Source organism: Phenylobacterium sp., assembly GCF_024508875.1.
Lineage (GTDB): Bacteria > Pseudomonadota > Alphaproteobacteria > Caulobacterales > Caulobacteraceae > Phenylobacterium.
Genome location: NZ_JANINU010000010.1, coordinates 1 through 13,699 on the forward strand (window position 1 = coordinate 1; position 13,699 = coordinate 13,699).

General features: G+C 70.4%; 12 protein-coding genes. 6 read left to right on the forward strand and 6 right to left on the reverse strand.

Features of this window, described 5'->3' with window-relative positions; translation table 11 throughout:
* Window positions 1–679 precede the first annotated feature (679 nt).
* Window positions 680–1,246 (reverse strand): elongation factor P, encoded by a 567-nt coding sequence (efp, locus tag Q0L11_RS01510; RefSeq protein WP_296595077.1) that lies wholly within the window; start codon window positions 1,244–1,246, stop codon window positions 680–682.
* Window positions 1,247–1,358: 112 nt separating this feature from the next.
* Here efp and epmA point away from each other — a divergent pair, with 112 nt between their 5' ends.
* The 3 genes from epmA to Q0L11_RS01525 all read left to right on the forward strand — a co-directional run bounded on the left by epmA (window position 1,359) and on the right by Q0L11_RS01525 (window position 5,791).
* The gene (gene epmA / locus Q0L11_RS01515) at window positions 1,359–2,372 is read left to right on the forward strand and encodes an EF-P lysine aminoacylase EpmA (RefSeq protein ID WP_296595078.1); all 1,014 of its coding nucleotides are present in this window, start codon (window positions 1,359–1,361) and stop codon (window positions 2,370–2,372) included.
* A 106-nt stretch (window positions 2,373–2,478) separates the two neighbouring features.
* Entirely contained in the window at window positions 2,479–4,707 is a 2,229-nt protein-coding gene (locus Q0L11_RS01520; protein ID WP_296595088.1) for a CHASE domain-containing protein, read from the forward strand.
* A gap of 58 nt (window positions 4,708–4,765) precedes the next feature.
* Entirely contained in the window at window positions 4,766–5,791 is a 1,026-nt protein-coding gene (locus Q0L11_RS01525) for a lysine-2,3-aminomutase-like protein (RefSeq protein ID WP_296595079.1), read from the forward strand.
* An 11-nt stretch (window positions 5,792–5,802) separates the two neighbouring features.
* Here the strand turns inward: Q0L11_RS01525 and Q0L11_RS01530 are convergent, their stop codons facing one another.
* Complete coding sequence (locus tag Q0L11_RS01530) at window positions 5,803–6,852, reverse strand: alpha/beta hydrolase (RefSeq protein ID WP_296595080.1); 1,050 nt, start codon at window positions 6,850–6,852, stop codon at window positions 5,803–5,805.
* 201 nt (window positions 6,853–7,053) lie between these two features.
* Here Q0L11_RS01530 and Q0L11_RS01535 point away from each other — a divergent pair, with 201 nt between their 5' ends.
* Together Q0L11_RS01535 and Q0L11_RS01540 are read left to right on the forward strand one after the other, a co-directional pair.
* Entirely contained in the window at window positions 7,054–8,574 is a 1,521-nt protein-coding gene (locus Q0L11_RS01535) for a L,D-transpeptidase family protein (protein ID WP_296595081.1), read from the forward strand.
* Between the two features lie 10 nt (window positions 8,575–8,584).
* Window positions 8,585–8,875: a hypothetical protein gene (locus Q0L11_RS01540; protein WP_296595082.1), complete on the forward strand. Its 291-nt coding sequence runs from the start codon at window positions 8,585–8,587 to the stop codon at window positions 8,873–8,875.
* Window positions 8,876–8,889: 14 nt separating this feature from the next.
* Here Q0L11_RS01540 and Q0L11_RS01545 read toward each other — a convergent pair whose 3' ends face one another.
* The 3 genes from Q0L11_RS01545 to Q0L11_RS01555 form a co-directional block, all read right to left on the reverse strand.
* Window positions 8,890–9,444: a YcbK family protein gene (locus Q0L11_RS01545; protein ID WP_296595083.1), complete on the reverse strand. Its 555-nt coding sequence runs from the start codon at window positions 9,442–9,444 to the stop codon at window positions 8,890–8,892.
* Window positions 9,445–9,671: 227 nt separating this feature from the next.
* On the reverse strand, window positions 9,672–9,854 hold the full coding sequence (locus tag Q0L11_RS01550; protein WP_296595084.1) for a CsbD family protein: 183 nt from the start codon (window positions 9,852–9,854) through the stop codon (window positions 9,672–9,674).
* A gap of 65 nt (window positions 9,855–9,919) precedes the next feature.
* The gene (locus tag Q0L11_RS01555) at window positions 9,920–10,513 is read right to left on the reverse strand and encodes a TetR/AcrR family transcriptional regulator (protein WP_296595085.1); all 594 of its coding nucleotides are present in this window, start codon (window positions 10,511–10,513) and stop codon (window positions 9,920–9,922) included.
* Between the two features lie 94 nt (window positions 10,514–10,607).
* On the opposite strand from Q0L11_RS01555, the gene Q0L11_RS01560 reads away from it, so the two are divergent.
* Complete coding sequence (locus Q0L11_RS01560; protein ID WP_296595086.1) at window positions 10,608–10,955, forward strand: hypothetical protein; 348 nt, start codon at window positions 10,608–10,610, stop codon at window positions 10,953–10,955.
* Between the two features lie 165 nt (window positions 10,956–11,120).
* Here the strand turns inward: Q0L11_RS01560 and Q0L11_RS01565 are convergent, their stop codons facing one another.
* Entirely contained in the window at window positions 11,121–13,472 is a 2,352-nt protein-coding gene (locus Q0L11_RS01565; RefSeq protein WP_296595087.1) for a PAS domain S-box protein, read from the reverse strand.
* Window positions 13,473–13,699 lie beyond the last annotated feature (227 nt).

The window sequence follows — 13,699 nt, forward strand, 5'->3', positions numbered from 1 at the left end:
GCCGCCGGCGGCGGGGACGGTCCAGATGTCGCCGCCCGCGACGAAGGCGATCTCGGCGCCGTCGGGCGACAGCGAGGGCTCGGCGAGCGTCGGGCGGGGCGCCGCGTGGGCCTGGACGGCGACGGCGGCGACGGTGGCGAACAGCAGGCGGGCGAGGCCGCGGCGGAGGGTCATGGACGCACGCTCTCGAAGCTTCAGCGTGATTGTGTACCGCAATTCGCCGCGTCGTCAGGTGCTCAGAAAAGTTCCACGGCCTGCCACACCGCCAGCGCCACCACGAGCCCGCGGACGATCCAGGTGGGCAGCCGCAGTGGCAGGACCTTGGTCGTCCAGCCCGCGACAGGCGCGGCGACCACCCCGCCGGCGATGAGGCCGGCCAGCGAAATCGTGGTTCATCCGGCGGGCCTGTTACGGCCAAGCCGGCCTCGCCGCCAGCTCAGAACCTCTAATGCCGGCGCCAGAAAGCCGTCGGCGCGGCTCGACAGGTGCGACAAATCGCGGAATGTCGATGGGAGGCGGCGCGGCCTAATAGTCACGCTTGCCTGGACGACCGACCTGCAGCGCCGCCACCCGTGCCGCGCGGCGCGCGGGCCGAAGGCGGGGAAGAGCCGGGGGTTGACCCCATCCGGCCACGGCGTCTTCCCCGCGATCCGGCCCTCCCCGAAGAGACCTTCCCGCCTCAGTCCTTGGCGCGTTCCTGGTAGCTGCCGTCCTCGGTCAGGACGACAATCTTGGTGCCGGGGCCGATGTAGGGCGGGATCATGGTGCGCAGGCCGTTCGACAGCACCGCAGGCTTGTACGACGACGAGGCGGTCTGGCCCTTCACCGACGGCTCGGTCTCGACGACCTCGAACACCGCCGTGCGCGGCAGTTCGATGGCGATCGGCACGCCTTCGTGAGTCGACAGCTTCACGGTGCAGCCGTCGGTCAGATAGGGCGCGCTGTCGCCGATGATCTCCTCCGAGGCCACGACCTGCTCGTAGCTCTCGGGGTTCATGAAGTGGAAGCCTTCGCCGTCCTGGTAGAGGAAGGTGTAGTCGCGGTCGTCGACGATGGCGCGCTCGACCGTCTCGGTCGTCCGCCAGCGCTCCGAGATTTTCACTCCGTCCGAGATGCGGCGCATGTTGAGCTGGGTGACCGGCGTGCCCTTACCGGGGTGGATGTTCTCGGCGGTCAGGACGACATAGAGCTTGCCTTCGAGATCGACGACGGCGCCCTTGCGGAGCGAGCTGGCGGCAACTTTCACGTGGAACCTCGGTGATGCGGCGGACCGCTGGCGCGATTCCGCTGATGAAATTCTTGTGGCGCCCCTATAGCGATGTGCGCCGAAATCTCCAGCCCCCAGGCGGTCGCAGCGCGTGTCCTCCCAGACTGAAACTCCCTGGTGGCACCCCTCACGGCGGCCCGATCGCGCGCCGTTCCTGGCCGTGCGGGGGCGGATCACGCGGGCCGTGCGCGCCTGGCTGGAGGGCGAGGGGCTGGTCGAGGTGGAGACCGCCGGCCTGCAGGTCTCGCCGGGCAACGAAGCGCATCTGCACGCCTTCGCCACCCAGGCGCTGAGCATCGACGGGCAGGGGCGGCCGATGTACCTGCACACCTCGCCGGAGTTCGCCTGCAAGAAGCTGCTGGCCTCGGGCGAGCCGGAAATCTTCAGCCTGGGCAAGGTGTGGCGGAACCGCGAGCGGGGGGCGCTGCACCATCCCGAGTTCACGATGCTGGAGTGGTATCGGACCGGCGCGCCCTACGAGACGCTGATGGCCGACTGCGCGTCGCTGATGCGAATCGCGGCCGAGGCGGCGGGGGCGAAGGCGCTGTCCTGGCGGGGCGCGACGGCCGACCCGTTCGCCGAGCCCGAGCGGCTGACCGTGGCCGCGGCGTTCGAACGGCACGCGGGCGTGGATCTGTTCGGGGACTTGCCGGCCCAGGCCCGGGCGGCGGGAATCCGGCTGGCCGACGACGACACCTGGGCCGACGTGTTCAGCCGGATCATCGTGGAGAAGGTCGAGCCGAACCTGGGCCACGGGCGGGCGACGATCCTGTGCGAGTACCCCGTGTCGGAGGCGGCGCTGGCGCGGCCCAAGCCGTCGGACCCGCGGGTGGCGGAGCGGTTCGAGCTCTATGCCTGCGGCGTCGAGCTGGCGAACTGCTTCGGCGAGCTGACCGACCCGGCCGAGCAGCGGCGGCGGTTCGAGATCGAGATGGCCGAGAAGCAGCGGCTGTACGGCGAGACCTATCCGATCGACGAGGATTTCCTGGCGGCCCTGGCGTTGATGCCGCCGGCCAGCGGCGGGGCGCTGGGCTTCGATCGGCTGGTGATGCTGGCCACGGGCGCCTCCCGAATTGAGCAGGTCCTGTGGGCGCCGGTGGCCTGAACTGTCGGCTTACATCTTGACATGCGGGCTCGCATAACGCTGCGCTCCGGTTGTGGCGAAGCTGAGCCTTTCTCGCTGGTTACCCCACCTGACCGTGCCAGCCTTGGTGCTGGTCGTCGGGCTGGCCGCCACGTTGCTGACCGCCTTCCAGCTCAACGAGGCCAACCGGGCCCGCGACGCCTCGCGCCTGCGGGTCGAGGCCAACCTAGCGGTGAGCGCGCTGGAGCAGCGGATGGAGGGGCATAGCGCCCTGCTGCGCGGCACGGCCGGGCTCTTCGCGGGCAGCGACGAGGTCACCGGCCCGGAGTTCTCGGCCTACGTCGAACAACTGGGCCTGGGCAGCCGCTATCCCGGCGTTCTGGGCATCGGCTACACGGTCTGGCTCCCCGATGCGGCGGCGAGGGACCGTCTGGTGGCCGACCAGCGGCGCCGGGGGGAGCCGGGGTTCCGCGTCTGGCCGGCGGGCGCGCGGGACGCCCACACCGCGATTGTCTACCTCTCGCCGCTGACCCGGGAGAACGCCTCGGCGATCGGCTTCGACATGTACAGTGAGGGTACGCGGCGCGAAGCGATGACGCGAGCGGCCCGCACCGGAGACCTCGCGATGTCGGGCCGGGTCACGCTGGTGCAGGAGCATGGCGCGCGCCCCCAGCCAGGCATACTGATGTTCCTGCCGGCGACCCACGCCGACGGGAACGGTGGCCGGCGGCTCATGGGGTTCGTCTATAGCCCCCTGCGGGCGGGCGACCTGTTGCAGACGGTCTTCCCAAGCGACCCGGACCGGCTGATCGACGTGGCGGTCTACGACGGGCCGGCGCAGGCGCGAAACCTGCTGTTCGAGACCGCGCCTCCGACCGCCACGCCCGGCGCGCTGGCTGCTGTCCGCGTCGTGCAGGTGGCGGGTCGGCCGTGGAGCGTGGTGGCGCGCACGCGGCCGGCGTTTTCCGCGGCAAGCAATCGCTCGCTGCCCTACTGGACCGCGGGGCTGGGGCTGGCGGCGACGCTGGCGCTGTCGTTCGCGGTGCTGGCGCAGGCGCGGGCAGGAATGCTGGCCGAGGCCGCGCGGGGCGAGCTGCGCGAGGTGAACGCGAGCCTCGAGGACCGCGTCGCCCAGCGCACTGTCGAGCTGGCGCGTGCGAATGCCGACCTGCGCGAGCAGATGGGACGGCGCGAGGCCGCCGAGGGGCAGGTCCGCCAGATGCAGAAGATGGATGCGATCGGCCAACTGACCGGCGGCATCGCGCACGATTTCAACAACACCCTGGCGATCGTGGTGGGCAGCCTGGACATGGCGCGCCGGCGGCTCACCGGCGCCGAGGACCCGCGGGTGGCGCGCTATCTGGACAACGCCTCGGAAGGGGCCAACCGCGCCGCCGCGCTCACCGCCCGTTTGCTGGCCTTCGCGCGGCGCCAGCGGCTGGATCCCGAGCCCCTGGACGTGAACGCGCTGATGGAGGGGATGACCGACCTGCTGCGCCGGTCGCTGGGCGAGCGGATCGAGGTGGCGACCTCGCTGGCGGAGGACCTGTGGCCCGTCCACGCCGACGTCGCGGGGCTGGAAAACGCACTCCTGAACCTGGCGGTGAATGCGCGCGACGCCATGCCCGAGGGCGGGCAGCTGTCGCTCGTCACCGACAATGTGGCGGCGGCGGGCGCGGCGGAGAGCGGCGCACCGGCCGCGGGCGAGTTCGTGCGCATCCGCATCGCGGATGACGGCGTGGGCATGCCGGCGGAGGTGGCCGAGCGGGCGTTCGAGCCCTTCTTCACCACCAAGGACGTCGGCAGGGGCACCGGCCTCGGGCTCAGCCAGGTCTACGGCTTCGTCAGCCAGTCGGGCGGCCGCGTCACGTTGCGCTCGGAGCCGGGGGCGGGCACGACGGTGTCGATCTACCTGCCGCGCTGGGTGGGGGCGCTGCCGGCGAAGGCGGCCGAGGGTCCGGGCGAACGGACATTGCCGCGCGCCCGCAACGGCGAGGCGGTGCTCGTGGTGGAGGACGAGGCCGACGTGCGCCGGATCTCGGTCGAGACCTTGCGAGAGCTGGGATACGCGGTCTCGGAGGCGGCCAATGCCGCCGAGGCGCTGCGGCGGCTGGGCGAGGGGCCGCCGGCCGACCTGCTGTTCACCGATATCGTCATGCCCGGCATGGACGGCCTGCAACTTGCCGAACAGGCGCGGGCGGCCAAGCCCGAGCTGCGGGTGCTCTACACGACCGGCTACGCCCGTGACGCCACCGGGGTCGAGGCGGTGCAGTCGTCGCTGCTGCCCAAGCCGTTCACGATCGAACAACTTGCGCGGCGGGTGCGACAGGCCCTCGACGAGGGCCAGGCGGCCTGACGCCCGCGACGCCGCGGCGTTTGCGGCGGGGCCGCGCATGGGCCATATGCGCCCCGCCATGACCGCCCGCACCCTGCGCACCCCGAAGGACCTCGCCGACGCCGGTCTCGTGGCGCCCGAGCGGCTGGCCGAGCTGGAGGGGGTGGCGGCGCGCTACGCGGTGGCGGTCACGCCGGCGATGGTCGAGCTGATCCCGGACAACGACGCCATGGCCCGACAGTTCGTGCCGAACGAGGCCGAGCTTCAGACCACGTCGGACGAACTGGCCGATCCGATCGGCGACGACGCGCACAGCCCCGTGTCCGGCGTGGTGCATCGTTACCCCGACAGGGTGCTGCTGAAGGCCAACCACGCCTGCGCCGTCTATTGCCGCTTCTGCTTCCGCCGCGAGATGGTGGGGCCGGACGGCGTGCGGCCGATGTCGGCGGCGCAGCTCGACGCGGCCATGGCCTACATCGCCGCCGACCCGGCGATCTGGGAGGTGATCGTCACTGGCGGCGATCCGCTGATCCTGTCTCCGCGGCGGCTCGCGGACCTGATGGCGCGGCTGGCGCGAATCCCGCACGTGAAGATCGTCCGGTTCCACACACGCGTGCCGGCGGTGGAGCCGGAGCGGGTGACGGCCGAACTGGTCGCCGCTTTGCAGGCGCCGGGCAAGACGACCTGGGTGGCGCTGCACGCCAATCGCGCGGAGGAGCTGACACCGGCGGCCGCGGCGGCGTGCGCGCGGATCGTGGACGCTGGCGTCCCCATGGTCAGCCAGACCGTGCTGCTGAAGGGCGTCAACGACGAGGCGGCGGCCCTGGAGGCGCTTATGCGGCGGTTCGTGGAACTGCGGATCAAACCCTACTACCTGCACCATGCGGACATGGCGCCGGGCACGAGCCACTTCCGCACGACGCTCGCCGAGGGGCAGGCGCTGATGCGCGACCTGCGCGGTACGGTCTCGGGCCTCTGCCAGCCGACCTACGTGCTGGACATCCCCGGCGGCCACGGCAAGGCGCCGGTAGGGCCGTGCTACGCCACCGACGGCGAGGTCACAGACCCGCAGGGACAGGCGCATCGCTACCCGCCAGGGGACTAGAGGCTCGTGCGTTAGGCCCTGACGGCGAGCGGCCGGACGTGGCGCTCCAGCAGCGCCAGGAACGCCTCGGTGTGGGTTTCCATCACGTGATTGCCGGCGACGGGAATGCTCGCCCAGACCTTGGCCGGAGCCTGGATGCGGTCGAGCCAGGCCTTGGCCATGGCGGTCGGCTGGATGTCGTTGTCCTCACCGTAGAGCAGGGCCGCCGGAACCGGGATCTCGCGCGGCAAGGCCGGCAGATCGACCGCCTCCCAGTGCGGGCCGAAGCGGTCCCAGCTCGCCTTGATGCCCGCGGGGATGGCAGCCGCCTCGAGCAGGCTCCAGTTCGGCGCGCTCACGACTTCGCGCACCTGGTCGGGCGGATTGGGCGGGCGATATTTCGCACCGAGCTTGAACAGATCGGCGCGGCGGACAGGGTCGCTGAGAGGATCGGTTCCGAGTTCGGCGAGCTTGGCCATGTCGGCGGGATCGGCCCGTTCGGCGACGCGGCGGCGCAGGCGTTCGAGATAGAACCGCTCGGCCGCCTTCGGAGGCTCGGTGACCATGCCCGAGCTGACGAAGGCCGAGAAGGCCTGGGGACGGCGCACGATCATCTTCAGCGCCACCGTGGAGCCCCCGCAGACGCCGAGGGCGATGACCCGATCGCAGGCCAGGCGTGCGCGGACGTATTCGACAAGGGCCAGGCCGTCCGCGACCAGGGTCTCAAGGGTCACGCCCGCCGGGATCGTCCGGCCGGCGCGGGCGAAGGTCTTGCCCGTACCTTGCGGGTCCCACTGGACCAGGGTGTAGCGACGCTCCCAGGGCCGGAAGGTCCGCACGAAAGGGCTGAACGGCGCGCCGAAGGCGTTGCCGGCCCCGCCGATCAGCACCAGCACCGGATTGGCGCGATCCTCGCCGCGGATCGTCACCCACTGGTCGACGCCGCCCAGACTTACGAACGTCTCCTGCCGGATGCCTGCGGCCGGCACATCCCAGCCATCCGCCGCGCGACAAGCGGTGGTCGCGACGCCGGCGAAACCGGCGGCCAGGACGGTGCGGCGGGCGACGGGGCGGGGTTTCATACTACAGATGTAATGTCAGCGGATTACATGTGTCAAATGAATTTGCGTAACATGTTCGATGTTGCATCCCGGCGACAGTTGGACTGTCACAGCGTGTGACCCCATCGACACACCGGACCGGTCAGCCCAGATATGCGTTCATCCATAAACGGACGCGGACCGTAGCTATCTGCGTCGCAACAACGAGGACCGGGTAGCATCATGAGCGGGCATGGCTTGCGAGGCGGACGCATTGGGCGCTGCCTGGCGTTGGCCGCGGCGGCGCCGCTCGTGCTGGGCGACCTGGCGATGGCGCAGCCGCAGGCGGCCCCGCCGGTGCTGGCGTTGCCGCCCGCCGCCGCGGCGAGCGTCCCGGCCCCGCCCGCTCCGCCCGTGGAAATCCCCGCGCTGACGCCGGCCCAGGCGCAGGTCGCCGTGAAGGTCCTGCGCGCCGCCGACCTGCACGGCCTGCAGCCCAAGGCCTACCTGCCGGACGGCTTCCCGGACGACGGCCAGCTCTCGGCCGGCCAGCAGGCGACCCTGGCGGATGGCCTGCTGCAATACGCCCACGACGTGCGCATCGGGCGGATGGACCCGGACAAGTTCCCGGAGCTGTGGCAGGTGCGCCCGGCCGCCTACGATCCGGCGCCCGACCTGGTGAAGGCGCTGGCCGACGGTCGGCTGCAGGCCTGGCTGGATAGCCTTCCGCCGCGCTATTCGGGTTACGTGGCCTTGAAGCGCGGCCTCGTCCGCTATCGCGAGATTGCCGCCAAGGGCGGCTGGAAGACCATCCCCGAGGGCGGCAAGATGGAGCTGGGCTCCACGGATCCGCGCGTGCCAGCCCTGCGCGCTCGCCTGGCGGTGGAGGATCCCCAGGTCGTGGCGACAGGCTCGGCCACGTTCGACCGGCCGCTGCAGGAGGCGGTGATCCGCGCCCAGAGGCGCTATGGGATCAACCCCGACGGCGTCGTCGGAAACGGCACCATCGCCTACCTGAACCAGCCGGTGGGCCAGCGCATCCTGCAGATCGTGGCCAACATGGAGCGCTGGCGCTGGATGCCGGCGACCATGCCCTCGACGCGGGTGCAGGTGAATACCGGCGCGGCCATCGTCACGCTGTTCCGCGACGACAAGCCGGTGATGTCGATGAAGGCAGTCTCGGGCCGCCCGGGCGACGAGACCCCGATGCTGACCTCGGCGATCCACAGCGTGGTGATCAACCCGCCTTGGAACGTGCCGTCGGGCATCGCGCAGCGCGAGCTGTGGCCGAAGGAGAAGGCCAATCCAGGCTATCTGGCGCGCAACGGCTACCGGATCATCCCGGTGCAAGGCGGCCAGCCGCGCCTGCAGCAGGCGTCGGGCGATCAGAGCGCGCTGGGCCGGTTCAAATTCGACTTCGACAACCCGTTCGCCGTCTACCTGCATGACACGCCGTCGAAGGGTGGGTTCGACCGCTTCGCGCGCCAGGCCAGCCACGGATGCGTGCGCCTGGAGAAGCCACGGGCGCTGGCGGAGGCGCTGCTGGAGGGCGACGCCACCTGGACGACCGAGGCGATCGACCGTCAGCTCGAAGGCGACAAGACGGTTCGCGCCAAGCTGCCCGAGCAGGTGCCGGTGTTCATCCTGTACTGGACCGCGTTCGCCAGCGCCGACGGACAGATGAACTTCCGTTCGGACCCGTATAACTGGGACCGCGAACTGCTTCAGCGTGTGGGCGTGCTGGCGTCGGGCACGAAGGTTTAGGGGGCGTCAGGTGTTCAGGAAGGTTCTGTGGATCGCGGCGGCGTGCGTCGCGGTGCTGGTGGCGCTGGCGGTGAGCCGGACGCTAAACTTCGACAAGCCGGTGGAGAAGGCGGCCGAGCCCGCAGCGCCGGTCGCCGCCCCGCCGCAGCCGGTCCCCGAGCCCAAGGCCGCGGAGGTTCCACCGCCGCCCGCACCGCCGGTGGAGAAGACGCCCGAGCAACAGCAGATCGACGACGATGCGGCCGCCACGGGGATGACCACGGTCGAACCGGACCCGCCGGGCGAGGCGCCGCGCGACTAGGTGAGTAGGCTAGCCTACGAGCCCTGCCACTGACGGACGCGGCCAGTGTCGACGTGGACGAAGTTGGAGGTGGGGTAGAAGCCGACGCCGCCGGCGCCGACGGCCAGGGCCGCGCCACGCAGGTTGCGCAGGTCGACGCCGGCCACGCGGATGTCGATGGCCTTGCCGACCGTATGCTGGCTGTGTTCGGCGACGCCGCTGGAGCGGGCGTGGAGCATGGCGTTGGTGCGGGGCGAGCGGTAGCCCGAGATGATCTGGAACGGCTGGCGGGTTTCGAGCCGGTCGCCGATGGCGTGCAGGGCGTCGAAGAGGCCCGGATCGATGAAGTGTTCGTCGCCGGTCCGCCAGTCACGCATCACGCGGGTGGCCTCGGCGAGGGCGTCGGGCAGGTAGCTGCCGTTCGCGTAGTAGACTTCGTTGAACTTCTCGCCGGTGTGCAGGTTGTCGAGGATCGCGCGGCGCGGCTCCCAGACATCCAGCGATCGGGCCCAGGCGGGGGCGGCGATCGCGGCGAGGCCAGCGGCGGCCCCCAGGGTCAGCAGCTCTCTGCGGCGGACGAGGTTGGACAAGCGAAAGCGCCTCCGTGCCGTCGGGAAGGCGGCAAGATGGCGGGCCAATCGTTAACGTCAAGCCTACCGCCGGCCGGTGCGACCAGCGGTCGCCCTGCCGCCCGTCGTTTGGGCAGAGCCGTTGGTCGCGCGTGGCGGCGCGCCTTCGCCGAGGGGAAATCGGCGGCAAGGAAAGGGCCGCGACGTCGCCGTCGCGGCCCGTTCACGCCTCCGTGAGGAGGGGGTGGCTAGTGCTTGAGGACGTCCCTCGCGGCGTCTTTCAGAGCGCCCACGCCCTTCTGTACCTTGCCTTCGACGCGGTCGGCGGCGCCTTCGGCGGCGAGTCGGTCGTCGCCCGTGGCCTTGCCGGCGGCTTCCTTGAGCGAGCCCTTGATGTCCTTGGCGGCGCCCTTGGCTTCGTCCTTGTGCATGTCTCGTCCTTCGTGTCTGCGCGTCCTGCAGCCAGTACGCTCGAAGGCGAGGCGGGTTCCGCGGGTCAGGCCGCCATCCGCGCCGTGCGGTCCAGGAGCGCGTCGAACGCGGCGGCGGCCGAGCGCTGGGCGTCGGCGTCGCCCATCATCCGCCGGGCGTCGGAATGGCCGAGGATGAAGCTCTTCATCTGGAAATAGCCCGCCTGGGCCTCGGCCTCGCTGAGCGGCGGGTCGCGCAAGGCGCGGAACTCCCGCACGACGGTCTTTCGCCAGCCCTGCAGGCGCTTGTGCAGCAGGTCGCGCAGGGGGCCCGGCTGGTCGTCGAGTTCGACGCTGAGCGCCATAATCGGGCAGCCGCTGTCTGCCCACTCGGTCTCGCCCCAGTGCAGCCAGCGCTCGAACACCACCTCCAGGCGGGCGCGGCCGGGAGCACGGGCCTCGGCCGGCTTCCACACCGCTTCGCCGAAGCGGTCCATCACCGACTCCACGACGGCGATGTGCATGTCCTCCTTGGACTCGAAGTGCTTGAAGAGGCCGCTCTTCGACAGCCCGACGGCGTCGGCCACATCGGCCAAGCTCACGCCGGTCAGCCCGCGCAAGGCCGCCTGCCGCGCCGCCTCGGCGATGATGCGGGCGCGCGTCGCCTCACCTTTCCGCAAAAGCCAAGCCTCCCTGCTTGACAAAGTGACCGATCGTGCTCTTTTTACGGATTAGCGACCGGTCGTGCTCTTTTCTACCCAAAGGAACACGAGAATGCAAAACTTCAGGTGTGTGAGCGCGATCGCCGCGGTGGCGGTGTTCGCGGCAGGGGCGGCTGCCGCCCAGACGTCGGGCTTCCGCAGCGAGGCCCGCCTCAAGTCCGCGGCCGGCGCGCCGCGCGAGGAGACGATTTCAGGGGTCGCCTGGCGCTGCGACGGCGACGAGTGCCAAGGCGCGGCGGACCGCAAGGGCAACCTCGATGGCCTGGTCCGCGAGTGCAAGAAGGTCGTGGCGGTGGTCGGCCCGGTGGCCAGCTACCGTTCGGGCGGCCGCGAGCTGAGCGACGGCCAGGTCCGCGCCTGCAACAAGGCGGCGATCCAAGTCCAGGCGGCGCGCAACTAGGTCCAGTTTCGGTTCCTCCCCTCGGCAGGCCATCTCGGTTCGTTCGGCCGGCCAAGGGATAACTCGCGGGAGGGGCGCCCGCTCGTCGTCCGGCGCTTCGGCCTTCGCGCCGGGGCTATCCTAGCCGGTGGCCGACCAGGCGCCCCTTCCGCGGCTTCTTGCGACTTACTTGCCGTTGCCGTTGCGGACCCGCCGGGCGGTGTCGAGGTCAACCAACTGGCCCCTGTCGACGGCGCGACGGCCGAGGGCGGCAGCGATCGCGCGATTGAGATCGGCCAGTCGATAAGGCTTGCGCAAGATCGGGAACTCTTCGCCGATGCGGGCCGCCGCCTCGCTATAGCCGGTCGCCAGGACGACCGGCAGATCGGGGCGCCTCTCGCGAGCCTGCCGCGCCATGTCCAGACCGTCGAGCTCGCCGGCCATCACGATGTCGCTGAAGATCAGATCGATCTGCGCTTCCCGCTCCAAGAGGGCGAGCGCGGCCAAGCCGCTGCTGGCGACGCGGACCTCGTGACCCAGCTCCTCCAGCATCCGCGCCGCCACGTCGGCGACTTCCGGATTGTCCTCCACGAGCAGGATCCGCACGCTGCCCGGAAGCGGCGTCGGCTCGGCCTCGTCCAGGTCGACGGGAGCCTTGGACGAACGCGGCAGGTAGAGCGTGAAGCGCGTCCCCAGGCCAAGCTCGCTGTCGACGGCGATGTGGCCCCCCGATTGCTGAGCGAAGCCGAAGACCTGCGACAGACCGAGGCCCGTGCCCTTGTTGACATCCTTGGTCGTGAAGAAGGGGTCGAAGACTTTCGGCAGGATGTCCGGTGCGATGCCCGATCCCGTGTCGGCGAGGCTGAGGGCCACGAAGTCGCCCCTGAGGTTGCCGGGGCCATGGCCATCGAGGGTGACGTTCTCGGCCGTCAGCGAAAGCACGCCACCCTTGGGCATGGCGTCGCGCGCATTGACGGTCAGGTTTAGGAGCGCCAGCTCGAACTCGCCGGCGTCGACGGTCACCGGCCAGAGACCGTCCGGCAGGTTCGTTTCCAGCCGCACCGTGGCGGGCAAGCTGGCCGCGAGCAGTTCGCGCAGGCCCGCGCTGCGCTCGGTCAGGGAGGTCGGGGCGGGCGTCAGCCGCTGGCGGCGCGCGAATGAAAGCAGATGGCGCGTGAGATCCTCGCCACGGTGGGCCGCAGCTTCGATCGCATCCAGGGCGCGGACGGCCCGGGCGTCGTCCCGCACCTTTCGCCGGAGGAGTTGCGCCTGGCCGCTGACGACCATGAGCAGATTGTTGAAGTCATGGGCCACGCCGCCGGTCAGCTTGCCGAGCGCCTCGAGCTTCTGGCTCTGGGCGAGCTGCTCGTGGGCGCGCTGGAGTTCGAGCTGGGCGTTCCGCTTCTCGGTAATGTCGCGCGTGATCTTCGCGAAGCCGATCAGCGAGCCGTCGGCCTCACGGATCCGGTCGATGATCACGGACGCCCAGAACAGGCTCCCGTCCTTGCGTACCCGCCAGCCCTCGGCCTCGTACCGGCCCTGATCGGTGGCCGTCTTCAGCGCGCGCAGCGGCACGCCCGCGGCGCGATCCTCCTCCGTGTAGAAGCGGGAGAAATGCTGGCCGACGATCTCGCCGGCCGCATAGCCCTTGATGTGTTGCGCGCCCGCGTTCCAGTTTGTGACGATGCCGTTGGGGTCGAGCATGAAGATCGAGTAGTCGACCACGCCGGACACCAGGGTCCGGAACTGGCGTTCGCTCTCCGCCAGCGCCTCCTGGGCCTTCCTGCGTTCCGTGGTGTCTCTGATGATCTTCGCGAACCCAAGCAGCCCGCCATCGTCGTCGTGGATCGGATTGACGACAATCGAGGCCCAGAAGCGCTCGCCGCCCTTGCGAACGCGCCAGCCCTCCGTTTCGAAACGACCGTCGCGCAGCGCGCTTTCCAGCGCGCGGGCAGGGGCCGCGGCCCGCCGATCCTCCGGCGTGTCGAAGAGGGCGACGTGGCGGCCGATGACCTCTTCGCGCGCATAGCCCGTGATCAGCTCGGCGCCGCGGTTCCAACTGGAGACCAGGCCATTCAGATCCAGCATGACGATGGCGTAGTCGACCACCTCCTCGACCAGCAGGCGAAACCGACGCTCGCTTAGGGCCAGAGCCTCCTGCGTCTGTCGGCGGCGGGTCGCATCGCGCACGACGGCGACGTAGCCCACAAGCACGCCGGCCTCATCGCGGACACTGCGGACCACGCCATCGGCCCAGAAGCGGCCGCCCCCCCTGCGCTGGCGCCAACCTTCGATCTCGGCGCGGCCCTCTGCGGCGGCGAACTCCAGAAGGCGCTCGGCCGAGCCCGAGGTGCGGTCCTCCGCCGTGAAGAGTTGCGAGTAGTGCAGGCGCAGCGCTTCGGCCTCTGCGTAGCCGTACAGGTGCGCAGCCCCTCCGGACCATTGTGAGATGTGGCCCTCGGCGTCGAGGCCGTAGAGCGCATGGTCGCTTACCAGGTCGACAAGGTTGGAGGCCGGGCCGGGCGGAGGCGTGCTCATCGCCGCGCCCTGTTACCGCGAAGGCGTTTCATCCGACCCCCAATTAACACGAAAAGCGCCCTGCCCCCTTTGCGTAGCGGAAACGCGCCGTTCGCCGCGTGGTTCCGGCGTTGCGCCGGCCGCCCCACGCCGCTATCTGCTCGGCCCGAATTCCCGACACTTCCGAACAGTGAGCGCAGACGCCCCATGGCGCAGCAATACATTTTCCAGATGCAGGGCCTGACCAA

Coding starts and splice junctions, on each gene's coding strand:
- Q0L11_RS01535 (WP_296595081.1), top strand. CDS start 7,054: ATGAGCGGGCATGGCTTGCGAGGCGGACGCATTGGGCGCTGCCTGGCG.
- Q0L11_RS01525 (WP_296595079.1), top strand. CDS start 4,766: ATGACCGCCCGCACCCTGCGCACCCCGAAGGACCTCGCCGACGCCGGT.
- Q0L11_RS01530 (WP_296595080.1), bottom strand. CDS start 6,852: ATGAAACCCCGCCCCGTCGCCCGCCGCACCGTCCTGGCCGCCGGTTTC.
- Q0L11_RS01560 (WP_296595086.1), top strand. CDS start 10,608: ATGCAAAACTTCAGGTGTGTGAGCGCGATCGCCGCGGTGGCGGTGTTC.
- Q0L11_RS01565 (WP_296595087.1), bottom strand. CDS start 13,472: ATGAGCACGCCTCCGCCCGGCCCGGCCTCCAACCTTGTCGACCTGGTA.
- Q0L11_RS01550 (WP_296595084.1), bottom strand. CDS start 9,854: ATGCACAAGGACGAAGCCAAGGGCGCCGCCAAGGACATCAAGGGCTCG.